Below are 24,831 nucleotides of genomic sequence, written 5' to 3'. Positions count from 1 at the left end.
GGCCCGGAGTCTGGGCAGCTCACGGGAAAGGCGGCGGGTGGAGGCGGACACCTCGTCCACGGCCCCCAGCAAAGCCAGGTGGGACGCCAGGGCGCTCCCCCGTGCCTGGGTGTCCGCATCGCCCGGGTCCACCGCCGTCACCGCCTGCCGTGCCTGCTGGCGGCGGTGCAGCCGCTGTGTCCCCCCGGGCTCGGGCGAGGGCGGCTCACCCGTGCCACCCGCCCAGGCGGGCGTGGCGCCCTCGCCGTGCGTGTAGCGCAGGTTCATCCCCCGGCCGGGCGGTGGCGTCAGCGACGCGCAGGCGTTGGACAGCAGGGCCAGGGCGAGCAGCACGCCCATTCCTTGGCGAGTCCTCATCTCCTGCCGAGCCTGTCCGCCATGCCCGTTACCGCAGTGACGAAGAGGAGCTCGAACCGGGAAGTGGTTCCGCCTTCGCACCCGGCTCCGGCGTCGCCGTGGCGGGCCGGCCCAGTCTCGCGATGTCCACCGTCAGCAGCTCGTACAGCAGCACGTCCCACCACCAGAAGAAGAGCGCGCTGAACTGGATGTAGACCAGCGGCGCGTTCGTCCAGATCTGCATCGGATGGCCGAACACGCGGTCGGCGACGAAGCCCGCCAGCCACTCGCCCGCGAAGCAGACCGTGCCGGCGATGACCATCCGCTTCACCAGCCCCACGTCCCGGCGCAGGAACCAGAAGAAGTTCAGGCACCAGATGATGGTCACCGAGCCCGCCCACAGCCCCACGCTCTCGAAGGAGAACCAGTGGTAGGGCGAGCGCGGGTACGTCCACCCCGGCTCGCCGGTGAGCTTCCAGTACAGCTGGTTCTGCAGCAGCTCCACGAACCAGAAGATGGGCGTCACGTAGCTGATGTGGAACGCCAGCGAGCCCAGATACCCGGCCACCCTGTGCTGCCCGCCGTTGCCAGACGACCCCGTCTCATCCGTTGACACAGCAACCTCCTCCTCGGCCCGGCGTGCCCGTGCGCGGCACCTCGTTCCTCGCGCGAGTCTGCCACGGGTGGGCCCGCGAGAGGGTTGCAGGTGTGCCTGGGGGCTACATGGCGGACCCGGACGTGGCAGTCACCTGCCTGCTCCCATGGCAAGAGCGGGATGCGACGTCGGCGGTGCTCCGCAGCGGGCGCTGTTCGCGGTACAACAGTGTGTATGCGTACCCCCGTCGTGTATGTGGCCGGCCTGCTGGCACTCGCGCTGACCGCCGGCCCGGCCCGGGCCCAGGGCCTCGGGCTGGACCTGTCCGGTGATTCCAACACCCAGAGCAACGAGCAGCAGCAGGACTCCGGAGAGGGCACTCCTCAGGACGCCGAGCAGGGCGGGCTGGGCCTGGACCTGAGCAGCGGCACGCCCGGAGCGGACCTGCAGCCGCGCTTCGCGCTGGTGGGCCTGGACACGCCCGAGCGCGCCGGGGCCGCGGCGGCGAAGCGGTGGATGGGGTGGCTGCAGGCGGTGGCGCTGCGCACCGGCCGGGTGGCCAGGGCCTCCGAGCCCGCGGAAGTCCGCGAGCAGCTCGCGTCGGACTACGAGACCGCCCTGCGCTGCCAGGAGGCCGCGTGCTTGAGTGGACCGGCGGACACGCTCGACGCGGACCTGCTCACCACGGCGCGCCTGGCGCTGGAGGACGAGGGCTGGACGCTGCGGCTGTGGACGTATGACCGGGACCGGGGCGCGGTGGAGACGGACGTGGTGACGGGCCGCAAGCCCACCGACAGCAACTTCATCCGCGAGGCGGGCGAGGTGCTCTCCAAGCGCGTGACGGAGCTGGCCCGGCCGCGCTCGATGCTGAAGGTGTCCAGCAACGTGTCGCAGGCGGTGGTGCGCGTGGGTGAGCGCATGCTGGGCGTGGGCACCGTCGAGGCGAAGCTGCCGCCCGGCGAGGTGCAGCTCATCGTCGAGGCCGACGAGTACTCCACCTATACGAAGACGCTGACGCTCGCGCCGGGCGAGACGCAGGAGGTGGCGGTGCGGCTGGAGCTCAATGGCCCCGCGCCCGAGGGACCCCCGGCGGACGCCGTGGCGAGCGTGAAGAAGAAGAAGTCCAGCGGCCCCTCCGGCCCCTCCGTCTTCAGCCGTCCCGCCCTCTACACCACGGTGCTGGGTCTGGCGGCGGTGGGCGCGGGCGTGGCCATGGGCATGGGCCTCCAGGGCAAGGTGCGGGACGCCAACGGCGACGGGATCATGGACGTGTCTCGCGCCGAGTACCTGGCCGCCCGGCAGCAGTCGATGATCTCCACGGCGCTCATGGCGGGCGGTGGCGCGGTGGCGGGCGGCAGCCTGCTGTGGCTCCTCGTCGTCCCGGCGCGTTCCGAGCCGGTGTCCTCCTCGGTGGCCCCCGTCTCCAGCGGGAAGGGCACCAGTGGCACGGCCCTCCACTTCGTCTTTGGCGGGAGCTTCTGAACATGAAGTCCTTTTCTTCCCTCTTCTGCTGTCTGGTGCTCGCGCTGTCCGCGGCGGGCTGTTGGGTGCCGGAGCTTCCGGACGACACCCTCTTCAGCTGCGACACGGCCGAGGACTGCGCCGCCCAGGGCGTGGTGTGCGCTCCCCGCGGCGCGGGCCTGCGCGGCTACTGCTGCACGCCCACCACCGAGGTGTGCAACGGCAAGGACGACAACTGCAACGGCCAGCTGGACGACCTGACCGCGGCCAGCTGCTACACCGGCCCCGAGGGCACGAAGGACGTGGGCGGCTGCAAGGCCGGCCGCGTCACCTGCGGCGCCGACGGCTCCATGGTCTGCACCGGCGAGGTCCTGCCCGCCTCCGCCGAGTCGTGCAACGGCGTCGATGACGACTGCGACGGCGAGACGGACGAGGGCTTCAACGTCCAGACGGACATCGCCAACTGCGGCCGGTGCGGCAACGTCTGCAACGCCGTGACCCAGCTGTGCGTGGATGGGGCCTGCAAGACGCGCGGCGAGACGCTCTGTGACGACAACACCGACGACGACGGGGACGGCGCCAAGGACTGCGCGGACAGCGACTGCGACAACCAGACGCGCGTGTGCAAGGCCGGCGACACGGCCAAGAACTGCGTCTGCGTCGGCCGGGCGATTGGCGAGGCCAACTGCGGCGACGGCGTCGACAACGAGCCGGATGGATTCACCGACTGCGTCGAGGAGGAGTGCTCTGGCAAGTCGTGCGGCACCGGCTGCGTCTGCACCAACTACGTGAAGAAGGAGATCGCCTGCGGCGACGGCCTCAACAATGACGGCACCGAGGGCACCGACTGCGCGGACCCCGACTGCGCCAACCAGTCGTGCGGCGCCGGCTGCCTCTGCCAGGGCAGCAAGGCCGTGGAGACCATCTGCAGCGACGGCATCAACAACGACGGCACCGAGGGCACCGACTGCGCGGACACCGTCGACTGCAACGGCAAGGACTGCAGCGTCGCCGGGGGCTGCCTGTGCTCGGGTGGCGCCGCCACGGAGACCGTGTGCAATGACGGCCTGGACAACGACGGCAACAACGGCGCCGACTGCGCGGACAGCGACTGCTACTGGAAGAGCTTCAGTGACGGCACCCTGTGCACCAACACCGGGACCCGGGTGGAGGTGGCCTGCTCCGACGCCAAGGACAACGATGGGAACGCGGGCAGGACCGACTGCATCGTCGGCAACTCGGACTCCAACTGCGTCAGCGGTGTCTGTGGCGCGGGCTGCTCCTTCAACAACTGCGCCAAGAAGGAGACCATCTGCAACGACCGCACGGACAACGACGGCGATACCCAGACCGACTGCGCGGACAAGACGGATTGTCCCGCCGGTACCGCCTGCACCCGCACCAACGGCGCGGCGGGCACCTGCCAGAACAACGGCTCTTGCGCCTGACGGTGTGTGCTTGATTCACACCTGAGCACAGGCTCGCCCCCCGGGGCGGGCCTGTTCCCACTGATGGAACCCAGGAGGCCTTCTGCGCCCTGGGCGGGACAGAAGAGTCGTCACCCTGGCGACAACGTTGGCTGTGTGGGTTGCCGAGGAATGAGAGGATGAAAAGGTTTGCCGCCCATGCGCGGCGACGACTTCATCTCGGGCACGGTGCTCTCAGGCAGCTTCCAAGCCGCAGGCGGCTCGACGGTCGTGGACCGCGAGCTTCAGGAAGGCGACATCCTCGGCAGCTACCAGCTGGAGCGCCTGCTGGGCGAAGGCTCCATGGGCCAGGTGTTCCAGGCGCGTCACACGCGGCTGGGGCGCCAGGTGGCCCTCAAGGTGCTGCGCTCCGCCTTCTCCCATGACCGCGGCTTCGTGCAGCGCTTCTTCCAGGAGGCGCGTGCCGTCAATCAGATCAACCACGAACACATCGTGGAGATCTTCGACTTCATCGAGGACGCGGAGCACGGACGTGTCTACTGCGTGATGGAGCTGCTGCGCGGGCAGAGCCTCTCCGCCCTGCTGCAGGAGGAGAAGCTCACCCTGCAGCGCATCCGCCGCATGCTGGTGCAGGTGTGCGCGGCGCTGGGCGCGGCGCACCAGCTGGGGGTGGTGCACCGGGACGTCAAGCCGGACAACCTCTTCGTGGCCCACAAGGCCGGGCAGCAGGACTTCGTGAAGGTGCTCGACTTCGGGGTGGCCAAGCTGCTCACCGCCGAGAACACCAGCGGTACGCTGGATGGCACCATCATCGGCACGCCCACGTACATGTCGCCGGAGCAGGCCGCGGGCCTGCCGGTGGACCACCGCGCGGACATCTACGCGGTGGGCACCGTCCTCTACGAGCTGCTCGGCGGACGGCCGCCCTTCCAGGCCTCCAACTTCGGCCAGCTCATGGTGAAGATCCTCACCGAGCCGCCCCCCGCGCTGCCCTCGCACACGCCCGCGGGAGAGCCGGTGCCGCAGGTGCTGGCCCAGCTCGCCCTGCGCTGCCTGGCCAAGGAGCCCGCGGACCGGCCGCGGCAGCTCGCCGAGGTCATCACCGCGCTGCTGTCGGACACGGGGACGGAGCCGCGGGCCCCCCAGCTCTCCGAGGACGAGCGTCCCACCCAGCCCATGGCGGTGCCCGCGGCCCTGTCCGGTGCGCGGCGCCCCTGGCCGCTGATCGCCTCGGGCATGGTGGCCCTGGCGCTCGCGGGGCTGGTGCTCTCGTGGGGCGTGCGGCGGGGTGCCACCTCCGGGGCGCACGAGGTGGCCGCGCGGGCCCCCGTCACCCTCGCCACCGGGCACGAGGAGCCGCCCGGCGCGTCCGCCCCGCTCGAGGCGCCGCTCGTCCAGGAGGCGGAGCCGCGGACGGGCCGCAAGCAGGCGCGCGACTCCGTCCGCCCCGCTGTCCACCGCAAGCAGAACCCCGGAGTGCGCGATGACGTCATCGATCCGTTCGCTCGCTGAGCGCTCCCTGCTGCCGGTGCTGGTGGCGGTGGCGCTCGCCGTGTCGCCCCTGTCCGCGCGCGCCGCGAACGGGGAGGTGGGCGCCCACGTGGAGTCGCAGGCCCGCGCCAGGTTCTCCGAGGGCAACATCGCCTACGACCTGGGCGAGTTCCAGAAGGCCCTGGACGCCTACAGCGAGGCGTACCGGTTGATGCCGCTGCCGGGCTTCCTCTTCAACATCGCCCAGTGCCACCGGCAGATGGGCCGTCCCGAGCGCGCCGGCTTCTTCTACCGGCGCTACCTGACGCTCTCCAAGGAGGAGCCGTCCAACGCCGCGCTGGCGCGGGAGCTCATCGCGGAGATGGACGAGGCGGTGCTCCGGGAGCAGGAGCGGCGCCAGGCGCGCGAGGAGACGGCGCGGGAGCAGGCGAAGGCCGCGGCGCTGCGGGCCCAGGCCGAGGCGATCGCCGCGCGCCGTGTCCAGCAGGGCGAGGGCAAGCGCGCCCTGGTGCCCGGCGCGAGGACCTCCGCGCGGACCGAGGCCCAGGTGAAGGGAGACAGCGTGCTGACGAAGTGGTGGGTGTGGGCGGGGGCGGGCGCCGTGGCGGTGCTCGCCGGCGGCGTCATCTACGCGGCCACCGCTCCCCAGCCGCGCCCCACCACGCTGGGCACCGTGCGTTAGCCGCAGCCGGGGGCCCGGGCCCCGCTCAGGCCGGGGTCTCCCGGGAGCCGCCCCGCTGGTGGGCCATCATCAGCGCGGCCGTGTGGCCCATGCGGGTGTGGAAGCTCTCGGCGTCGTGGAAGGTGAGCCGCACGTCGCCCAGCTGCAGCTGCATGCCGGACTCCAGCGGCAGGTGCTGCCCGGGCCGCATCCGCTTGCCGCCGAGCATCGCCGGCCCGCCCTGGGCCAGCGCCTCCACCGTCCAGCTCCCGTCGGGCTGGGGGTGGAGCGCCAGGTGCTCGCGCGACACCGTGGCGTCGTTGATGACGAAGACGTTGTGCGAGGCCCGCCCCAGCGTCAGCGTGTCCTTCCCCGGCGCCACGGCCAGCTCGAAGCACATGGCATCCCCCGACGGCAGGCAGTCGCGGAGATCCGAGGTGGGCAGCCGGGTGGTGCCGTGGTTCTGCTCGCTGTTCTCCGGAACGTTCCAGACCCCGGCTTCCCACACCAGCCAGCAGTGCGGGTAGCGGGCCCGGAACTTCTCCTTGAGTGCGAGGTGCTGCCGCACGAGCAGCGAGAGCAGCAGGGAGCGCGCCATGAGGGGAGAGAAACACCTCCGGCGTCTGATCGCCACTGCTTCGGGTGTCCGGAGTCGCCGGGTTGTCCAAGAGTGCGCGTTTGAGAGGGGCGTTTTCGGCCGAAAGCAGGCGTCCAAACGGCTGGCACGGATTTTCACCCGGCCCACCTCCGGCGTAAGGTGTCACTTGAATGTTTCAGTGTGCTTCACGCCGTTGTCACCAGGCGGGAGCCCACTGCGCAGGTCCAACCCCCAACCCCCCCAGGAACTGCATGCGCAATCACCCCCGCCATCTCCTGGCACTGTTGAGTGCAGGACTTCTCCTGCTCTCGGCGTGCACCCCGCCCGAGGAATGCGGCAATGGCCGCGTCGAGGGCAAGGAACAATGTGACGACGGCAACACCGCCAACGGTGACGGCTGTTCGAAGAGCTGTACCACCGAGAGCGCGCCGGCCGTCTGCGGCAATGGAGAGCAGGAGGTCGGCGAGGCGTGTGACGACGGCAACCAGGTGGACGGTGACGGTTGCCAGAACGACTGCAGCATCACCACGCCGGATCAGGAAGTGCTGGCCGTGTGCGGCAACGGCAAGCGGGAGATCTCCGAGGCGTGCGACGACGGCAACACGACGGACGGTGACGGGTGCGAGAGCACCTGCGTGGTCACCCGTCCGGCGCCGCAGCAGTGCAACTGGACGGTGAAGGCAGAGGAGCAGCCGACGGCCGGTGAGACCTGCAAGGTGCTCGCTGGTACCGGCACGGCGCGCCTCTACAAGGGCGTGGTGCTGATGGATGGCAAGACGCTCAATGGCGGCCAGGTGCTGGTGGACGACAAGGGCATCATCCAGTGCTCGGCGTGCGACTGCTCGGGCACGGCGGGGGCGGACACCGCCACGGTCATTGCCTGCCCGCAGGGCGTCATCTCCCCGGCGCTCATCAACGCGCACGATCACATCGACTACCAGAAGGCGCCGGAGGCCGGGCGTGCGGAGCGCTACGAGCACCGCCACGACTGGCGTGTGGGCGGGGCCGCGCATGACGGGCACACCAAGCTGTCCGCGGGCTCCACGGCGGCGGACCTCGGCGTGCGCTGGGCCGAGCTGCGCCAGGTGATGGCCGGCACCACCGCCATCGCCAGCAGCGGCGGCCGTCCCGGCTTCCTGCGCGATCTGAACTCCTCGGGCACGGCCCAGGAGGGCCTCGCCGAGCCGGAGCTGAACTTCCAGACGTTCCCCATCGGTGACTCCGGCGGCGAGGAGCTGTCGAGCGGGTGCAACTACAGGACGAGCCTCGACACGCCGAGCGAGATTCCGCCCCTGTCGGCCTACCTGCCGCACATCGCCGAGGGCATCGCGGAGTCGGCGCGCAACGAGTTCCGCTGCCTCTCCGGTGAGGGCACGGGCAGCCAGCAGCTGCTGGCGTCGAACACGGCCATCATCCACGGCATCGGTCTCACGGCGGCGGACATCGCCAAGATGGCCGCGAAGGGCACGGGCCTCATTTGGTCGCCGCGCTCCAACATCTCCCTGTACGGCGAGACGGCCATGGTCACCGCCTACAAGCAGCTGGGTGTGAACATCGCGCTGGGCACGGACTGGCTGCAGTCGGGCTCGATGAACATCCTGCGCGAGCTGCGCTGCGCCAGCTACCTCAACGAGGTGCACTACTCGCGGACCTTCACCGACGAGGAGCTGTGGCGGATGGTCACGGCGAACGCCGCGGACCTGACGGAGACCTGGGAGAAGATTGGCCGCATCGCCCCCAAGAAGGTGGCGGATCTGGCCATCTTCAAGCTCAAGACCTTCGCCTACTCCCCGCACCGCGCCGTCATCGAGGCCCGGCCGGACGACGTGGTCCTCACCGTGCGCGGCGGCAAGCCGCTCTTCGGCGACAAGGCGGTCGTGGCCGCGCTGACCGTGGGCGCGACGGAGCCCTGTGAGGACCTTCCCATGTGCGGCAGTGCCAAGGCGGCGTGCGTGAAGTCCGAGACGGGCAAGACGCTGGCCGAGCTGAGGGAGGTCAACAAGAGCGCATACGAGCTGTTCTTCTGCGCCGATGTGACCCCGACGAACGAGCCCTCCTGCGAGCCGCAGCGCACGGCCACCGCCCCGGTGGCCGCCTCGCAGAATGGCTCCACCGTCTACAGCGGCATCCGCCGGCTCGCCGACTTCGATGGTGACGGCGTCGCCAACGCCGAGGACAACTGCCCCATCGTCTTCAACCCCATCCGCCCCCTGGACGACCGCAAGCAGGCGGATACCGACGGCGACGGCGTGGGTGATGCGTGCGACCCGTGCCCGCTGGAGGCCGGTGTCTCCACCTGCACCGCGCCCAACCCGGCGGACGAGGACGGTGATGGCAAGTTCAGCCCCGGTGACAACTGCCCCGGTGTGGCCAACCCGGAGCAGACGGACACGGATGGCGATGGCCGCGGTGACGCGTGCGACGCGTGCCCCAACGCCAACCCGAACGACGTGCTCTGCTCGGTCTCCCTCTACGACGTCAAGCGGCCGGTGTCCGGCGCCATCCCGCTCATGGGCTACACCGTCACCATTCCCAAGGCGGTGGTGACGGCCATCGCGGGCAACAGCTACTACGTCCAGATTCCCACGGCGGAGCTGACCTCCGGCCCGGACTGGTCCGGCGTCTACGTCTTCTCCTCGTCCTCCACCGCCGCCAAGCCCGCGGTGGGCGATCTCATCGAGATCAAGACGGCCCTGGTGAAGGACTACTTCGGGCAGCTCCAGCTCAACAACGTCACCTTCACGAAGCTGGGCACCGCCCCGCTGCCGGCGCCCGTCGCCGTCTCCCCCTCCGATGTGAACACGGGCGGCTCGCGCGCCGCGGCGCTCGAGAGCGTGCTGGTGGAGGTCACCAACGTCTTCGTGTCCAAGCAGGAGCCCACCCCGGGCACGGCCGACTACGCGCCCACGTACGAGTTCGTCGTGGACACCCGGGCGGATGGCACGGAGACGCAGGGCCTGCGGGTGAACGATCTCATGTACCGCCACCCCATGCCCGAGGTGGGCACGGAGTTCCGCCGCGTGCGCGGCATCCTCGAGTGGCGCAATGGCAACTCCAAGCTCGAGCCGCGCAGCGCGGACGATCTGCTCCTGCCTCCGCCGCCCCTGGCCTCCTTCGGGCTGCCCTCCACCCCGTTCATCCGGGTGAATCCCGCGTGTGACCCCAACGGGTGCTCGATCATCGGGCCGGCGAAGCTCCTGGTGTCGCTGCCGGCGGCCTACGGTGAGGACGTCGAGGTCACCGTCACCTCGTCCGACACGGCCAGCCTGCGGGTGGCTCAGAGCGGCAAGGTGATCATCCCCAAGGGGCAGCTCAGCGCCGAGGTGAAGCTCATCCCCGTGGCCATGGCGAGCAGTGTGACGCTGAAGGCCACGATGGGTGCCTCCTCGAAGGAGACCACGGTGCGCGTGCTGGGCGCCGCGGAGCAGCCCAGGCTCACCACGCTCGCCCCGGGCCGCATCGTCACCGCCGCGTCCAACGACGTGACGCTCCTGGCGACCCTGGATATCCCGGCTCCGGCGGGCACCACCCTCGAGCTCGAGGTGTTGCCCACGGAGCTCGGCACGATCGATCCAGTGACGGTGGGCACCGACAGCCTCCTGGTCCCCTTCACCTTCAAGACGTCCGCGGCGCCTGGCACCGGCCCGGGGACGCTCACCGCCCGGGTGGCGGGCACCACCGCGTCCCAGAGCTCCACCATCGAGCTGGCCACCGCCAGCCTCCCGGAGATCGTCAGCATCACCCCGAGCCCGGTCGCCGTCTTCCAGGGCACCACCCAGCCGTTCACGGTGACGCTCAGTGGGGCGGCTCCGGGAGACATGCTCGTGCGGCTGGTGGCGACGCCTCCCACGGCGGGAGCGGCCTTCGGGACGGTGCCCCTCACGGTGCCGGTGGCCTCGGGGGCCAGCACGGCCGTCTTCGACTTCACCGCGGATGCCACGGGCAGTGGCACGGGCACCATCAAGGCCTCGCTCGGCGCGAAGGAGGTCACCGCCAACGTGACGGTGCGTCTGCCCTTCCCGAGGATCGCCAGCATCACCCCCGCCCAGGCCAAGCTCGTTCCCAAGGCCTCGCGCACCTTCACCGTGACGCTCGACAAGGCGGCCGAGACCGACGGCTTCACCGTGCTGCTCGCCCTCACGCCTCCTGAGCTGGGCACCCTCAACGCGGCGACCGCGACCATCGCCTCGGGCGCCAAGACGGTGGATGTGACGTTCACCGCGGGCGAGCAGGAGGTGACGGGCAAGCTCGTGGCCTCCAACACCCTGGGCGCGGGCAGCTCGGCCACGGCCAACATCGAGGTCGCGGCGCTGCCTCCGCACGTGGTCATCAGCGAGATCTCCGCGCGCGGCGGCCCCACGAGCACCAGCCCGGACGAGCAACAGGACGAGTTCGTGGAGCTCTACAACCCGTCCAGTGAGCCCGTGGACCTGAGCGGCTGGAAGCTCCAGTACAAGAGCGCGGGCGGGACGACCTACGGCAGCTCGAACACCTACACCATCCCGGACGGCAAGAGCATCCCGGCGTATGGGTACTTCCTGCTCGCCAACGGGAACTACCGTGGCGCCGTCACCCCGGATGCGACCCACGCGCTCAACATGTCGGGCTCGGCGGGCGCCCTGCGCATCGGCAAGCCCGAGGTGGGCGCGTCGCTCGATGACCCGAACGCGGTGGATACGCTCGGCTACGGCTCCACCGCCGTGGGTTCCGAGACCAGGTACGGCCCCGCGCACCCGTCTCCGGGCGGCAGCCTCGAGCGCAAGGCGCTCGCCACCTCGACGGCCGCCACGATGGCCACGGGCGGCGCCGACGCGGCGAAGGGCAACGGCTACGACTCCAACGACAACTCGGTGGACTTCCTGCAGCGCACCACGCGCGATCCGCAGAACTCCTCGAGCCCGACCGAGCAGCCCTGACGGATGCCGGGCCCGTCCGCCTCCACCGGGGGGCGGGCGGGGCCGGTGAAGTCCCAACGCCCTCCGTGTCACGCAGTCCGGGTGACGCGGGGGGCGTTGCCGTTTCAGCGCGTGACGGTGCCTTCCACCAGCAGCTGCGCCAGCGCGGTGTGCATGCCGTCGTACGGCACCGACTCGCGGAACAGGTTCTGATGCAGCATCGCGCCGATGAAGGCGCCGATGATGCCGTGCGCGGCATGCTTCGCGTCCACGTCCTGGCGGAACTCCTTCGTCTGCTGCTGGCCGTGGAGGATGATGTTCTCCACCGCCGTGACGTAGATGCCCAGCTTCTCCCGGAGGGCCTCCGCCACCCGGTCGTTGTTCTCCGCCGACTCCGCCGCCACCATCCCGAAGAAGATGCCGTACTCGCGGTGGCTGCGCAGGAACTGATGCGTGCGCTCCATGAACGTCTTGAGCCGCACGCTCGCCGGAAACGTCTGCTGCTCGGTCAGCACCGGATCGAACTCGGCGTAGTAGCGCCCGTGCAGCTCGTCGATGGCCGCCAGCAGCAGATCCTCCTTCGTGGGGAAGTGCCAGTAGAGCGCCCCCGGCGTCATCCGGATGGCCTTGGCCAGCTGGGCCATCGTCGTCGCGAGGATTCCCCGTCGCGCGAACAACGTGATGGCCGCCTCCAGGATTTCCACTCGCGTCCGAGCCGCGCGCTCCTGCTTGATCTCCCGCTTCTCCGCTGCCTTACGCATCCAGTTAGATATCCTACCCAGGCTCGAGATGTGGCGTCACGTTCGTGTCACGCCAGGAGCGTCACCTTGACGATCTCCGGCGGGGCGGCCACCCGGAGCGGCGGGCCCCAGAAGCCCGTGCCGCGGCTGACGTAGATGTGGCTGTCGCCCTCGCGGAACAGGCCGGCGTCGTGCTCCCAGATGGCGGAGACCACCAGGTTGAAGGGGAAGAACTGCCCCCCGTGGGTGTGCCCGGACAGCTGCAGCCCCATGCCCGCCTTCAGCGCGTGCTCACGCCAGCCGGAGGGCTGGTGCGCCAGCAGCACCGCGGCTCGCGACGGGTCTCTCCCCGCCGTGGCCGCCGCCAGGTCATAGCTGCGCTCGCGCGGATAGCCCGAGCGGTGCGCGCCCCAGTCATCCACGCCCACCAGGTCGAACGAGGCCCCCGGCTCGCCGATGCGCACGTGGCGGTTGCGCAGCACCGTCACCCCCATGCGCGTGAGCGCCTCGGCCCACTCCTCGTCCCCCGAGTAGTACTCGTGGTTGCCCGTGACGAAGTACGTGCCGTGCCGCGAGCGCAGGTTGTTCAGCGCGCCCACCCCGTGCGCCAGCTGCGCCACCCGGCCGTCCACCAGGTCCCCCGTGATGCACACGAGGTCCCCCTTCAGGGCGTTGCACTGCGCCACCACCGCGTCCATGAAGCGGCGCTGGATGAGCGGCCCCACGTGCACGTCGCTGAGCTGGATGATGCTGAAGCCGTCCAGCGCCTTGGGCAGGCCGGGCAGCTTCACCGCCACCTCGTTCACCACCGGCGGGTGGAAGGCGCGCCACACGCCATAGCCGGCCATGCCTCCCGCGGCCGCCACCGCCACCCCCGCCGTCGTCCGGGCGAGGAACTGCCGCCGCGCTTCATCCACCACCGGCTCCACCACCGGGGCGGCCACGGGCGTCTCCTCCACGCGGCGGCGCTCCAGCCAGCCGGAGAGCGTGCGCAGGCCTCCCAGCGACAGCACCGCCAGCAGCAGGTAGGTGGCCACGCCCATCCAGAACCAGTTGAGCTGCGAGAGGACGGACGCCGTCTCCTGGGGCAGCAGGCGCGGCACGAACCACCAACTCGTCATGAGCGTGGCCAGCAGGCCCATCAGCACCACGCCCGCCCGCCGCCAGTGGGGGTGCTTCGCCGTGTCCCGGAAGAGCCGGCGGTACAGGTAGACGTGCCCCAGCACCACGATGAGGGACATGGTGCCGAAGAAGATGAGCGACTGAAGGGTGAAGCGCATGGTGGTCCCAATACTCACCGGCGCTCCGCGCGCCGCAACCCCATCGTACGTGAAGAAACGTGAAGCCGGGCCCTCACCCCACGAGCGTGCGGAGGGCCTCGGACAGCTCGGGGTGCTGGAAGCGGTAACCGGCCTCGAGCGCGCGCCGGGGCAGCACCCGCTGGCCTCCCAGCACCACCTCGGACATCTCCCCCAGCGCCGCCTTCAGCGCGAAGCCGGGCACCGGGAGCACCGCCGGCCGGTGCAGCGCCGCCCCCAGGGCCCGCGAGAAGTCCGCGTTCGTCACCGGCTCCGGCGCCGTCACGTTCACCGGGCCCGTCAGCTCCGGCTGCTCCAGCGCGAAGAGCAGCAGGCCCAGCGTGTCGTCGCGGTGCACCCAGCTCATGTACTGCTGCCCCGAGCCCATCTTCCCGCCCAGGCCCAGGCGGAAGGCGGGCAGCATCTGCTTCAGCGCGCCGCCCTCCGGGTGCAGCACCACGCCGATGCGCGCCACCACCGTGCGGATGTCCGCCGCGGCGGCCCGCTGCGCCTCGGCCTCCCAGTCCCGGCACACCCGAGCGAGGAAGTCCTCTCCGGGGGCGCTGCTCTCCGTGAGGGGCTCCGCGCCCCGGTCTCCCCCGTAGTAGCCGATGGCCGAGGCCGATACGAAGTGCCGCACCGTGCCCGCCGCCTGCATGGCCTCCACCAGCAGCCGCGTGCCCACCACCCGGCTGTCGTGGATGCGCCGGCGCGCGCTCTCCGTCCACCGCTGCGCCACCGGCTCGCCCGCCAGGTGCACCACCGCGCCGGCGCCCCCCAGCGCGTCCGGCGGCAGCGGCGTGGACGCGTCGAAGAAGGCGCCGCTCACTCCCGCCGGCAGCCCCTTCAACGCGCGCTCCACGTCGCGCGCCAGCACGTGCACGGCATGGCCCTTGTCCAACAGCCGCCGCACGAGCTGGGGACCGAGGAAGCCACTGGCTCCGGTGAGGGCGACCTTCACGGGTGCTCCTCCTCGGGAATCTCCCGGCCGAGCAGCCCACCGAGCGTCTGGAAGAAGGCCCTCTGGTCCTCGTCCCCCATGCGGCCGGAGTACCGGTAGACGAGCGCTCCGTTCCCATCCAACAGCAACACCGAGGACGTCTTGGTGGGCAGGTTCCACGGCGAGGCCCCCAGCGTTCCCTTCAGGTCCACCAGGATGGGAATGCCCCACTTCTTCTCCTCGTCGCGCACGTAGGACAACGCGATTCCCCGCGCGGGGAAGAAGTCGAACGACTCCAGGTTGGCCACCGCCACCACGAACGCCGCGTCCAGCAGCCCCATTTTCTGACCCTTCGAGAAGAGGGCCTCCTTCAAGGGCGAGTTGAGTGTCGTGGAGTGGCGATCCTCATAGAAGAGAATGACGGGTTTTCCCCGCCATCGGGAGATCGCCACTTCCTTTCCATTGGAGCCCCGCAAGGTTGCGTCCATCGGTCCAACCTGTGGCTCGGCGGCGCGCGATGGACTCGCGGCCAACAGAGCAGCCGTCAGCATGCCAGCAATCCGTGCAGTCATCGGGGCCTCCTGTGAACGAAGCTTGTACGAACCTTGAACATAACCTTGACAGAGCCTGGACACAAAGGTTACCTCCAGGACAGTCGTCATCCATCCGCCGGGAGGAAGGTTGTATGGGGCTCACGCCCTTCATCTCTGCAGCGCCCATGCCGGCTCCCTCGGTGGAGCAGGCGTGGCTGCAGTTGGTGCAGGCCCGGGTGGATGCGTCGCTGGCGGAGCTGTTGGAGCTGCCGGACGAGAGCAGGTTGGACATCCGTTGGACGGAAGCCCTGGGACACGTCCGCGAGTACGTGTCGCGCCCCGCCTGGAGGATGCGCCCGGCGCTGCTGCTGGCCGGCTACTGCCTGGCCCGGGGCTCGGCGTCCGTGCCGGCGGGGCTGTGGCGCTTCGCCGCGGGCGTGGAGCTGCTGCACGCCTTCGCGGCCGTCCATGACGACGCGACGGAGCAGTCGGTGCTGCGGCGCGGAGGGCTGACGCTGCACCACCTGCTGGGGCCGGGCGCCACGGGCCAGCACCTGTCCGTGGTGGTGGGGGATCATCTCTTCGCCCGCGCCATGGAGACGCTGCTGGGCTCGGAGCTGCCGGGCGCCACGCAGGCCAGCCAGTACTACCTGAAGCTGTGCCGCTACTCGGCGGTGGGCCGCTACGTGGAGCTGGAGCGCGGCGGCGAGTGCCTGGGCCCCGGGGGCGTGATGCGGGCCTGGCGGCTGGCGCGCATGCAGGTGGTGCGCGAGGGCCTGGCCCCGGCGCTGGTGTGCGGGGCGATGCTGGCGGGGGCGGACGCGGGGCTGCGGCTGCGGCTGGCGCGCGTGGGCTGCCACGTGGGGCTCGCCTACGAGCTGCGCGAGCAGGTGCTGGGCCTCTTCGAGGACGGCCGGGTGGGCGTCCGGGCCCCGCGGTGCGACTTCCTCCGGGGCCGGCGGACCTTCCCGGTGGCGGCGGCCTGGTCGCGGGCGTTGCCCGAGGTGCGCCGGGAGCTGGAGGCGCTGTGGGCCCTGCCCGTGGAGCGCAGGGACGAGCTCGCGCTCGGGCGGGTGCGGCGGCTGGTGGAGGAGGGCGGGGGGCGGAGCGCCACGGAGAATCTGGTGACACGGGCCTCGCACGGCGCGGTGCGCGCGCTGGCCGAGCTGCCCAACCCCAACGGTCTGCGCGAGCTGGTGCAGTCCCTCATCGGCCAGCTGGCCCACCGTATCGTCTGAGAGGAGCCGTACCGTGAGCCGTGGCAAACGACAGGCGGTGGTGGTGGGCGCGGGCGTGGGTGGGCTCGCGGCGGCGGCGCGGCTGGCCCACCAGGGCTTCGACGTGCAGCTGTTCGAGAAGACGGGCGGCCCCGGCGGGCGCTGCAACCGCCTGCAGGTGGACGGCTTCACCTGGGACATCGGCCCCACCATCGTCCTCATGCCCGAGGTGTTCCAGGAGACGTTCGCCTCGCTCGGCCGGCGCCTGGAGGACTACCTCACGCTGCTGCGGTGTGACCCGAACTACCGCATCCACTACCGCGACGGCTCGGCCATCACCTTCACCTCCGAGCTGTGCGCCATGGGGCGCGAGCTGGAGCGGATAGAGCCCGGCAGCTACGCGCGCTACCTGGCCTTCCTCGCGCAGGGCCGCACCCAGTACCGCACCAGCCTGGACCACCTGGTGGGCCGCAACTACGCGGGCATCTCCGACTACTTCGCGCCCTCGGTGCTCAAGAAGATCTTCCAGGTCCGCGCCCACCGCCGCATGTACGCGGACGTCAGCCGCTTCTTCCAGGACGAGCGGCTGCGCGCGGCGATGACCTTCCAGACGATGTACCTGGGCGTGTCGCCCTTCGCATCGCCCGCGGTGTACGGGCTGCTGCCCTTCACGGAGCTGGGCGTGGGCGTGTGGTTCCCCAAGGGAGGCCTGTACGCCATTCCCCTCGCGCTGGAGAAGGTGGCGCGCGAGGAGGGAGTGCGGCTGCACTACAACACGCCCGTCCAGCGCATCCTCACCGACGGCGCGCGCGCGGTGGGCGTGCGGCTCGAGGACGGGCAGGTGGTGAAGGCGGACGTGGTGCTCTGTAACGCGGATCTGCCCTACGCGTACGAGAAGCTGTTGGACCCGGGCGTCACCCGGCTCAAGCGCGCGAAGAAGCTGCGCTACACGTCCAGTGGCTACATGCTCTACCTGGGACTCAAGCGCCGGTACGAGGGGCTCCAGCACCACAACGTGGTGTTCGGCAGCGACTACAAGGGCTCGTTCGACGACATCTTCGAGCGCTTCCGCGTGCCCGAGGACCCGAGCTTCTACGTCAACGCTCCGGCGCACACGGATGAGAGCCTGGCGCCTCCGGGCAAGGACTCGCTCTACGTCCTGGTGCCGGTGCCTCATCAGCACCCGGGGTTGGACTGGAAGGTGGAGGGCCCGAAGGTGAGGGCCAAGGTGTTCCGGCGCCTGGCCGAGCTGGGCTACCCGGAGCTGGAGCGGGACATCGAGGTGGAGCGCGTCTACACGCCGGATGACTGGGCGGCCACCTTCAACCTGGCCCGGGGCAGTGCGTTCGGGCTGGCGCAGAACTTCTTCCAGATTGGCCCCTTCCGCCCCGCGAACCAGGATGCCCGGGTACGGAATCTGTTCTTCGTGGGGGCCTCCACCCAGCCGGGCACCGGTCTTCCCACGGTGCTCATCTCCGCGCGGCTGGTGGTGGAGCGTATCCTGGAGTGGTCGGGCGCGGCGCAAGTGGTGAAGGAGCCCGGAAGTGACGGGCGCGGAGCAATCGAGGAGGCGGCATGAAGAAGTCGGACAACATCCTGGTGACCCGTGGTTACGACATGGCGGAGCGCGTGACGCGTCATCACGCCAAGAGCTTCTTCTTCGCCTCGTTCATGCTCTTCGGGCTGCGGCGCAAGGCGGCCTTCGCGCTCTATGCCTACTGCCGGCGCCTGGACGACATGGTGGACGTGGCGGACGGCGCGGACCGGGGCGCGGTGCCCGAGGACCTGGGCGAGCGGTTGAGCCGCGCGCGCCGGGCGGTGGCCGAGCTCTTCGTGGACGTGCCGGAGCTGGGAGACCCGCGCATGCCTCCGCCCTCCACGCGCGCCAGTGGGGGCGATGGCCCGTGGGATCCGGCCGAGTTCGCCGCGCTCCAGGACGTCATCCGCCGCTTCCGCGTCCCCGAGCAGCCCATGCAGGACCTCATCTCCGGCATGGAGATGGACCTGACGAAGCGCCGCTACGAGAGCTGGGCCGAGCTGGACCTGTACTGCTACCGCGTGGCCGGCGTGGTGGGGCTGATGATGGCGCCCATGCTGGGGTGCTCGGCGGAGTGGGCGCTCGGGCCGGCGGCGGACCTGGGCCGCGCCATGCAGCTCACCAACATCCTCCGGGACGTGAAGGAGGACCTGGACCGCGACCGCGTCTACCTGCCGCGGGAGGAGCTGGAGGCCTTCGGCCTCACGGTGGACGACCTGCGCGCGGGCGTGGTGGATGACCGGTGGCGCGACTTCATGCGCTTCCAGATCGACCGGGCGCGCGCCTACTACGCGCGGGCGGCGGCGGGCATCCCCGCGCTCACCGGCTTCGGCTGCCAGCGCATGGTGAAGCTGATGGGCTCCATCTACGGGGACATCCTGCGCGTCATCGAGCAGAACGACTACGACGTCTTCAAGGGCCGGCTGTCGGTGCCGGGCAAGCGCAAGCTGGCGCTGGCCTCCACCATCCTGGTGCGGCCGGCGGCCGTGCTGCCCGCGCCGCCGACGCCCGAGGTGACGGTGCCTCTTCTTCCCAGGGGGGTCACCACGGGAGTGAGGTTATGAGCGACGACAAGGTACAGACGTTGAAGGTGAAGCGCTCCTCGCGCCTGTCGGGTTTCTACCGGCAGTCGCCGGAGCGCCGCCGGACGCGGCTGGTGGAGTCGCGCTGGCTGGCGCGCGAGCGCGTCTACCGGCCCGAGCGTGCGCGGGAGATCCTCGCCGAGGAGGCCCGTCGGAAGGGGACCGTGCGATGAAGACGATGCGTGTCGCGGTGGTGGGCGGCGGAATCGGGGGGCTGACGGCCGCCGGGCTCCTGGCGAAGGAGGGCCACGACGTCACGCTCTTCGAGGGAAGCCCCACCCTCGGAGGAAAGGCGCAGTGCGTGCGGGTGGACGGGCTCCGGCTGGACACCGGGCCCACGCTGCTCACGCTGCCGGACGTGGTCAAGGGGCTGTTCGAGCGCCTGGGCGGTGCGGACCTGTTGCCGCCCATCGCCGAGCTGGAGCCCCAGTGCACCTATCGCTTCGCGGACGGGTGCGGTTTCGTGGCGTACAAGGACGTCGAGCGCACGGCGCAGAGCGCGGGTGAGATGCGGCCCAGCGAGCGGCGCGGGGTGCACGGCTTCTATGAGGAGGCCGAGGCCATCTGGCGCGCCGCGGGCGAGCCGTACCTGGAGGCGCCCTTCGAGGGCCTGGCCGGCTTCATGACGCGGGTGGCGCGGCGGGGCGTGACGGCGATGGCCAAGGGGATGAAGCTGGCCACGCTGGATGAGCTGGCGCGGGCCCACTTCAAGACGGACCACATGCAGCAGTTCGTGGGCCGCTTCGCCACGTACGCGGGGGCCTCGCCCTACGAGGCGAGCGCGGCCTACGCCCTCATCCCCCACATCGAGCGCGCGTATGGCGTGCACCACGTACAGGGCGGCATCGGCGCGCTGGTGGATGGGCTGGGCGCGGCGGTGAAGCGCCAGGGCGTGAAGGTGCACCTCAACGTGCGGGTGGGCTACACGCGCGACGCGCGGGGTTACCGCGTGGGGCCGCCGGGCGGCGAGGAGCGCTTCGACTCGGTGGTGGTGAACGCGGATCCGCTGGACAAGCTGGGGCGGGGAAGCGAGCCGCTGTCGCTGTCGGGCTACGTGCTGCTGCTGGAGGTGGATGGCCGCCCCGCGCTGCCGCACCACACCGTGCTCTTCGGCCGGGACTACCGCCGCGAGTTCGACGAGCTCTTCGGGGGCCAGCTGGCCAATGATCCGACGGTGTACTTCTGCAACCCCTCGGCGACGGACCCGACGGTGGCACCGCCGGACAAGACGGGCCTCTTCGTCATGGTGAATGCCCCGGCGCTGCCGCGCGAGCCGGCCGCGTACGAGCGGGCGGCGGCCGCGTGGGAGCTGCAGGCCGAGCGGGTGAAGACGCAGATGTTCGACAAGCTGCTGGTGCACTACCCGGAGCTGCGCGGGCGCATGCGGGTGGTGGGGCAGCGCACGCCGGTGGACCTGGCGGCCCTGGGCGCGCCGGGCGGCTCCATCTACGGCTTCCTGCCGCACGGGAAGTTCGGCCCGTTCCGCCGTCCGCGCATCCGGGGCGGGACGCCGGGGCTCTTCTTCGCGGGCGGAGGCACGCACCCGGGCGGCGGGGTTCCGCTGGTGATGCTGTCCGGCCGCTTCGCCGCGGAGATGGCGTCCGAGCACCTGCGGAGGAGCGCATGAGGCGCATGGACTTCGCCGTCCCCGGCTCGCCGAAGGGGTATGCGTGGCGCGACGCGCTGCCGCCGCTGCCGGACACCCCGGGGGCGTACCGCTGGTTCTACGCCGACGTGACGGCGGGCGAGTACAGCGCGGTGTGCATCTTCATGGTGGGCTCGCTCTTCTCTCCGCGCTACTCGGCGGGGGTGAAGCGGGGCGCGCTGCCGTTGGAGCACTGCGCGGTGAACTTCGCGCTGTACCACCGGGGCACGGGCCGGCGCTGGGTGCTGAGCGAGTACCCGCACGCGGCGGTGCAGGTGCAGCGGGGAGGCCGGGCGCTGCGCGTCGGCGGCTCGCTGCTGGAGTACGGGCTGGACGGCGCGGTGCGCATGGAGGTGGACGAGCGGTGCGCGCCCTTCGGTGGGCCGCTGCGCGCGCGGCTGGAGCTGGAGCCCCAGGTGACGGCGGCGGAGGAGGTGCAGCTGGTGCCGGGGCTGCCGCACTACTGGCGGGCGCTGGCGCCGCGGGCGAAGGCTCGGCTGGAGGTGTCCTCCGAGGGCGTGGTGGCGGAGGGAATGGGCTACCACGACACCAACCATGGCGAGGAGCTGCTGGGCGCGCGGCTGCCGGGGTGGCACTGGGCGCGGGTGCACGGGCTGGAGGAGACGGTGGTGGACTACCACCTGCCGGGCGGGGTGGCGCCGCTGCGCGTGACGGCGGGCGCGCTGGGCACGAAGGCCGAGCGGAGGCCGCTGCTGGCCGAGGCGCGCGACACGAGCCTGACGGGCTGGGGCTTGCGCGTGCCGGCGAAGCTGTACGCGGGCAACGAGGCGGTGGGCGCGCCGAGGCTGTTGGAGTCCTCGCCCTTCTACGCGCGGGTGGAGGCGCGGCGGGACGGGCTGGACGTGATGGGGGAGGTGGCGGACTTCCGCCGTTTCCACTCGCCCTTCATCCGCTGGATGGCGCACTTCCGCACGCGCGTGGAGCGTGGGGCATGAATGCGCTGGTGGCCATGGGCCTGGGCTGGGTGGTGCTGGCGGGAGGCTTCAGCGCGGTGGCGCTGGGGCGCCTGTTGAGCCAGCGCCGCCGTGCGCCCGGGTCCACGCGGGTGCCGGTGCTGCTGCTGCGTCCGGTGGACGCGCCCACGGAGCGCGAGCTGGAGAACCTGGCGAGGCCCATCGACTACGCGGGGCCGCTGACGCACGTGGTGCTCTCGCCGCAGCGGCCGAGGCTGCCCCAGGACGTGCTGTGGCTGAAGAGCGACCCGGTGGCGCCGAACCGGAAGGTGGGGCACCTGCTGTACGCGCTGGAGAAGCTGCCGCGGGACGGGCGGGTGGTGCTGGTGGTGGACGCGGACGTGGCGGTGACGGGAGCGCTGGTGGAGGGCCTGGCGGCGCCGGTGGAGGCGGGAGCGGCGCTGAGCACGGCGGTGCCGACGCCGGTGGGCGAGCGGGCGCTGGCGGACCGGGCGGTGGCGGGGCTGCTGCGCCGTACGCACCACAGCTTCCGGGCGCTGCACGTGATGAGCGCGGGGGCCAAGGCGGTGTGCGGCAAGGCGCTCGGGTTGAGCGATCGGGCGATCGCGGAGCTCCGGCCGCTGGAGGACCACATCGGCGAGGACCTGGAGCTGTCCAAGCGGTTGCACGCGAAGGGGCTCGAGGTTGAGCTGTGCGAGGTGCCCGCGCTGGTGCCGATGGCGCCGGGCACGTGGAGCGCGGCGCTGGAGCGCTTCACGAGGTGGATGCAGGTGCTGAGCAGCCACCGGCCGGGGCTGTACCCGACGGTGCCGCTGCTCTTCACGCCGACGTGGCCGTTGCTGGCGCTCAGCCTTTTGATGGGCTCCATGTGGCTGTCGGCGGGAGTCGCGGGTCTCCTCATGGTGAGAACCCTGCTCTCCTGGCGCCTGACCGTGCTCACCACGCCCACTGCGCCTGCTTCCCCTCTCCCCTCGGGAGAGGGACGGGGTGAGGGTATCGGGTTCACCCCTCCGGCCCCGTTGCTGTGGGACTGGCTGCTCGGCGAGGCCCTGTTGCTCGCCGCGTTCATGACTTCTCTCGTGCGGCCGTCGCGGGTGACGTGGCGGGGCCGCACCTACGCGTTGTATTCCGGGGGCCGCATGTCGCCGGAGCTCGGTGGAGGCCGGGGATGACGTACGCACGCTTCCTGGGACTGTTCGTCGTCCTGCCGATTCTCTTCCAGCTGGTGCGCTACCGGCGCACGCTGACGCCACGGGGGCTGGCGCCCATGGGGCTGCTGATGGTGGTGGTCTACGCGGCGACGTCTCCGTGGGACAACCTGGCGGTGAAGTGGGGCCTGTGGGGCTTCAAGCCGGAGCTCATCTGGGGCATCAAGCTGGGCTACCTGCCGGTGGAGGAGTACCTCTTCTTCGGGCTGCAGACGCTGCTGGTGGGGCTGTGGGCGCGCGCGCGGCTGCTGCGGGTGCTCGAGTCTCCCGAGCCCCAGCGCCGTCCGGCCGAGGGCGCCGCGGTGCCCAAGCCTCGGCCGGCGGACGCCAAGGAGGTGGCGTCATGATGGAGTCGCGCTGGGCGTACATGATCCACCTGCTGTCGTGGGCGGTGCCCTTCATCGTGCTGCAGCTGGCGGTGCTGGTGCACCACTTCCGGAGCCGCACGGGGGCGGTGCTGTGGGCGGTGCTGCCACCGGCGCTGGTGGTGGGGACGTACCTGGCGGTGGCGGACCACCTGGCCATCCGCGTGGGCATCTGGAACTTCGGCGAGGGCAAGCACCTGGGCGTGTACGTGGCCGGGGTGCCGCTGGAGGAGATCCTCTTCTTCCTGCTGACGAGCGTGATGGTGTCGCTCGGGCTGACGCTCTTCACGGTCCTCCTTTCGCGGCGGGAGGCGCGGGTGCCGTGATACGCGCGGCGAAGGGAGGGCTCTTCGGGTGGGTGCTCGACGGGTACGTGGGGTGGAAGTTCCGGTCGGCGTTCCGGGGCCTGTGGGTGCGCGGGCAGCTGCCGGGAGGAGAGGGGGCGCGGCTGGTGTACGCGAACCACTCCAACTGGTGGGACGGCTTCGTGCTGCACCAGCTGGGGAAGGCGGCGGGCTGGGATGCGTACTGCGTGATGGAGGAGCAGAACCTGGAGCGCTACCGCTTCCTGTCGAGGCTGGGCGCCTTCAGCATCCGCCGGGGCGAGGCGGCCTCGTCGCTGGAGACGCTGCGCTACGCGCGTGAGCTGCTGCGCAAGCCGGGCGCCGCGGTGTGCATCTTCCCGGAGGGCGGACTGCGCCCCTTCGGGGTGCTGCCGTTGAAGCTGGAGCGCGGGGTGGAGCTGCTGGCGCGGGTGGGGCAGGTGGAGTGCGTGCCGCTGGCCATCCGCTATGTCTTCCTCGAGCACGAGCGGCCGGACGTGCTGGTGGAGGTGGGGACGCCGCACGGGGCGGGGGCGCTGGCGCGCTTCCAGTCGGAGCTGGAGGGAGCGGTGCGCCGGCTGGCGGAGGTGACGGGCCTGGAGGGCTTCACGCGGGTGGTGTCGGGGGGCATGGGCGTGGCGGAGCGCTGGGACGCGGTGCGGGGGAGGGCGCCCTCGGCATGACGCTGCTGCGCATCCGGACCATCGCCCGGCTGACGGGCATCCGCGAGGCCACGCTTCGGGCGTGGGAGCGGCGCTATGGCTTTCCGCGCCCGCACCGCAACGAGAGCAACTACCGCGTCTACTCGCGGGAAGAGGTGGAGAACGTCCGCCGGGTGGCGACGCTCATCTCCGACGGCCTGTCGGTGAGTGAGGCCATCGCCCAGGTGCGCACGGTGCCGGTGGCGGAGCTGCCGGTGCGCGAGCGGCTGGAGGAGCGCTTCTGGTCGGCGGTGATGGTGCTGGACGGGGACGCGGCGGACCGGGTGCTGGGCGAGGCGCAGGCGGCCCTGGCGGTGGAGCCCTACGTGGACACCGTGCTCATGCCGCTGCTGCGGGAGATGGGTCATCGGCTGGACATCGCGCGGGAGCACCTGGCCTCGGCGCTCATCCGCCAGCGGCTGCGGGCGCTGCTGCTGGCCGAGGATTCCCGGCCGGGGGGCCCCCGGGTGCTGCTGGCCTGTCCAGAACGTGACATGCACGAGGGCGGGTTGCTGGCACTGGGCCTGCATCTCAAGCGCAGGGGCTGGCAGGTGACGCTGTTGGGGGCGGACACTCCGGCCGAGGCGTTGCGCGGAGCGTGCGTGCAGGTGACTCCGGACGTGGTGGCGCTCTCGTGCGTGAGACGACGGGAGGCGGACGAGCTGCGCCAGGTGTTGCAGAGCGCGGTGGAGGCGTGTGCTCCGGCGATGGTAGTAGTAGGGGGGCCGGGCGCGCGTGAGCACCTGAAGGTCATTTTCAACGTGGGAGCACAGTACGCGGAGTCCACGGAGGAGCTGATGGCCCTCTGGCAGCAGGCGCGCGGCGCGTCGAACCGCACCTGAG

Annotated in this window: 22 protein-coding genes and 1 pseudogene; 16 read left to right on the top strand and 7 right to left on the bottom strand. The window is 71.1% G+C overall.

The window, feature by feature from the left end; translation table 11 throughout:
* A pseudogene (locus tag AC16DP_RS44515) lies at window positions 1–339 on the bottom strand (DUF2380 domain-containing protein); the annotation flags it as partial.
* A gap of 46 nt (window positions 340–385) precedes the next feature.
* Window positions 386–952 carry a hypothetical protein gene (locus AC16DP_RS44510; protein ID WP_329734954.1) on the bottom strand — a complete coding sequence of 189 codons (567 nt, stop codon included), beginning with the start codon at window positions 950–952 and terminating at the stop codon, window positions 386–388.
* A 213-nt stretch (window positions 953–1,165) separates the two neighbouring features.
* Between AC16DP_RS44510 and AC16DP_RS44505 the strand changes: the two genes are divergently transcribed.
* The 4 genes from AC16DP_RS44505 to AC16DP_RS44490 all read left to right on the top strand — a co-directional run bounded on the left by AC16DP_RS44505 (window position 1,166) and on the right by AC16DP_RS44490 (window position 5,992).
* Window positions 1,166–2,413 carry a PEGA domain-containing protein gene (locus tag AC16DP_RS44505; protein ID WP_329734953.1) on the top strand — a complete coding sequence of 416 codons (1,248 nt, stop codon included), beginning with the start codon at window positions 1,166–1,168 and terminating at the stop codon, window positions 2,411–2,413.
* A 2-nt stretch (window positions 2,414–2,415) separates the two neighbouring features.
* Entirely contained in the window at window positions 2,416–3,840 is a 1,425-nt protein-coding gene (locus AC16DP_RS44500; RefSeq protein WP_329734952.1) for a MopE-related protein, read from the top strand.
* Window positions 3,841–4,017: 177 nt separating this feature from the next.
* The gene (locus AC16DP_RS44495) at window positions 4,018–5,331 is read left to right on the top strand and encodes a serine/threonine-protein kinase (RefSeq protein WP_329734951.1); all 1,314 of its coding nucleotides are present in this window, start codon (window positions 4,018–4,020) and stop codon (window positions 5,329–5,331) included.
* Window positions 5,303–5,992 carry a tetratricopeptide repeat protein gene (locus tag AC16DP_RS44490; protein ID WP_329734950.1) on the top strand — a complete coding sequence of 230 codons (690 nt, stop codon included), beginning with the start codon at window positions 5,303–5,305 and terminating at the stop codon, window positions 5,990–5,992. The genes AC16DP_RS44495 and AC16DP_RS44490 overlap by 29 nt, the downstream gene beginning before the upstream one ends.
* Before the next feature lie 25 nt (window positions 5,993–6,017).
* Here the strand turns inward: AC16DP_RS44490 and AC16DP_RS44485 are convergent, their stop codons facing one another.
* A complete protein-coding gene (locus AC16DP_RS44485; protein WP_329734949.1) occupies window positions 6,018–6,569 on the bottom strand; it encodes an FHA domain-containing protein in 552 nt (183 codons plus the stop codon).
* Between the two features lie 251 nt (window positions 6,570–6,820).
* Here AC16DP_RS44485 and AC16DP_RS44480 point away from each other — a divergent pair, with 251 nt between their 5' ends.
* The gene (locus AC16DP_RS44480; RefSeq protein ID WP_329734948.1) at window positions 6,821–11,485 is read left to right on the top strand and encodes a lamin tail domain-containing protein; all 4,665 of its coding nucleotides are present in this window, start codon (window positions 6,821–6,823) and stop codon (window positions 11,483–11,485) included.
* Between the two features lie 104 nt (window positions 11,486–11,589).
* Here AC16DP_RS44480 and AC16DP_RS44475 read toward each other — a convergent pair whose 3' ends face one another.
* The 4 genes from AC16DP_RS44475 to AC16DP_RS44460 all read right to left on the bottom strand — a co-directional run bounded on the left by AC16DP_RS44475 (window position 11,590) and on the right by AC16DP_RS44460 (window position 14,894).
* On the bottom strand, window positions 11,590–12,225 hold the full coding sequence (locus AC16DP_RS44475) for a TetR/AcrR family transcriptional regulator (RefSeq protein ID WP_329734947.1): 636 nt from the start codon (window positions 12,223–12,225) through the stop codon (window positions 11,590–11,592).
* Between the two features lie 47 nt (window positions 12,226–12,272).
* Window positions 12,273–13,484, bottom strand: a complete 1,212-nt coding sequence (locus tag AC16DP_RS44470; RefSeq protein ID WP_329734946.1) for a metallophosphoesterase — start codon at window positions 13,482–13,484, stop codon at window positions 12,273–12,275.
* 73 nt (window positions 13,485–13,557) lie between these two features.
* Window positions 13,558–14,463, bottom strand: coding sequence for a TIGR01777 family oxidoreductase (locus AC16DP_RS44465; protein WP_329734945.1), 906 nt, complete (start codon window positions 14,461–14,463; stop codon window positions 13,558–13,560).
* Entirely contained in the window at window positions 14,460–14,894 is a 435-nt protein-coding gene (locus AC16DP_RS44460) for a hypothetical protein (RefSeq protein WP_329734944.1), read from the bottom strand. The genes AC16DP_RS44465 and AC16DP_RS44460 overlap by 4 nt, the downstream gene beginning before the upstream one ends.
* Before the next feature lie 233 nt (window positions 14,895–15,127).
* On the opposite strand from AC16DP_RS44460, the gene AC16DP_RS44455 reads away from it, so the two are divergent.
* The 11 genes from AC16DP_RS44455 to AC16DP_RS44405 are packed head-to-tail and all read left to right on the top strand — an operon-like array spanning window position 15,128 to window position 24,830.
* On the top strand, window positions 15,128–16,213 hold the full coding sequence (locus tag AC16DP_RS44455; protein WP_483957072.1) for a polyprenyl synthetase family protein: 1,086 nt from the start codon (window positions 15,128–15,130) through the stop codon (window positions 16,211–16,213).
* A gap of 13 nt (window positions 16,214–16,226) precedes the next feature.
* Complete coding sequence (locus AC16DP_RS44450; RefSeq protein ID WP_329734942.1) at window positions 16,227–17,771, top strand: phytoene desaturase family protein; 1,545 nt, start codon at window positions 16,227–16,229, stop codon at window positions 17,769–17,771.
* Entirely contained in the window at window positions 17,768–18,793 is a 1,026-nt protein-coding gene (locus tag AC16DP_RS44445) for a phytoene/squalene synthase family protein (protein WP_329734941.1), read from the top strand. The genes AC16DP_RS44450 and AC16DP_RS44445 overlap by 4 nt, the downstream gene beginning before the upstream one ends.
* On the top strand, window positions 18,790–18,984 hold the full coding sequence (locus AC16DP_RS44440) for a hypothetical protein (RefSeq protein ID WP_329734940.1): 195 nt from the start codon (window positions 18,790–18,792) through the stop codon (window positions 18,982–18,984). Before AC16DP_RS44445 ends, AC16DP_RS44440 begins: the two co-directional genes overlap by 4 nt.
* Complete coding sequence (locus AC16DP_RS44435; protein WP_329734939.1) at window positions 18,981–20,438, top strand: phytoene desaturase family protein; 1,458 nt, start codon at window positions 18,981–18,983, stop codon at window positions 20,436–20,438. Before AC16DP_RS44440 ends, AC16DP_RS44435 begins: the two co-directional genes overlap by 4 nt.
* Window positions 20,435–21,412: a carotenoid 1,2-hydratase gene (locus AC16DP_RS44430; RefSeq protein ID WP_329734938.1), complete on the top strand. Its 978-nt coding sequence runs from the start codon at window positions 20,435–20,437 to the stop codon at window positions 21,410–21,412. Before AC16DP_RS44435 ends, AC16DP_RS44430 begins: the two co-directional genes overlap by 4 nt.
* Complete coding sequence (locus AC16DP_RS44425; protein WP_329734937.1) at window positions 21,409–22,563, top strand: glycosyltransferase family 2 protein; 1,155 nt, start codon at window positions 21,409–21,411, stop codon at window positions 22,561–22,563. Before AC16DP_RS44430 ends, AC16DP_RS44425 begins: the two co-directional genes overlap by 4 nt.
* The gene (locus AC16DP_RS44420; protein WP_329734936.1) at window positions 22,560–22,946 is read left to right on the top strand and encodes a lycopene cyclase domain-containing protein; all 387 of its coding nucleotides are present in this window, start codon (window positions 22,560–22,562) and stop codon (window positions 22,944–22,946) included. The genes AC16DP_RS44425 and AC16DP_RS44420 overlap by 4 nt, the downstream gene beginning before the upstream one ends.
* Window positions 22,943–23,290: a lycopene cyclase domain-containing protein gene (locus tag AC16DP_RS44415; RefSeq protein WP_329734935.1), complete on the top strand. Its 348-nt coding sequence runs from the start codon at window positions 22,943–22,945 to the stop codon at window positions 23,288–23,290. Before AC16DP_RS44420 ends, AC16DP_RS44415 begins: the two co-directional genes overlap by 4 nt.
* A complete protein-coding gene (locus AC16DP_RS44410) occupies window positions 23,287–23,970 on the top strand; it encodes a lysophospholipid acyltransferase family protein (protein ID WP_329734934.1) in 684 nt (227 codons plus the stop codon). The genes AC16DP_RS44415 and AC16DP_RS44410 overlap by 4 nt, the downstream gene beginning before the upstream one ends.
* The gene (locus AC16DP_RS44405) at window positions 23,967–24,830 is read left to right on the top strand and encodes a MerR family transcriptional regulator (protein WP_329734933.1); all 864 of its coding nucleotides are present in this window, start codon (window positions 23,967–23,969) and stop codon (window positions 24,828–24,830) included. The genes AC16DP_RS44410 and AC16DP_RS44405 overlap by 4 nt, the downstream gene beginning before the upstream one ends.
* Window position 24,831: the final 1 nt, after the last annotated feature.

This window comes from Archangium sp., from assembly GCF_057119385.1.
This window is presented reverse-complemented; position numbering and strand designations above follow the sequence as displayed.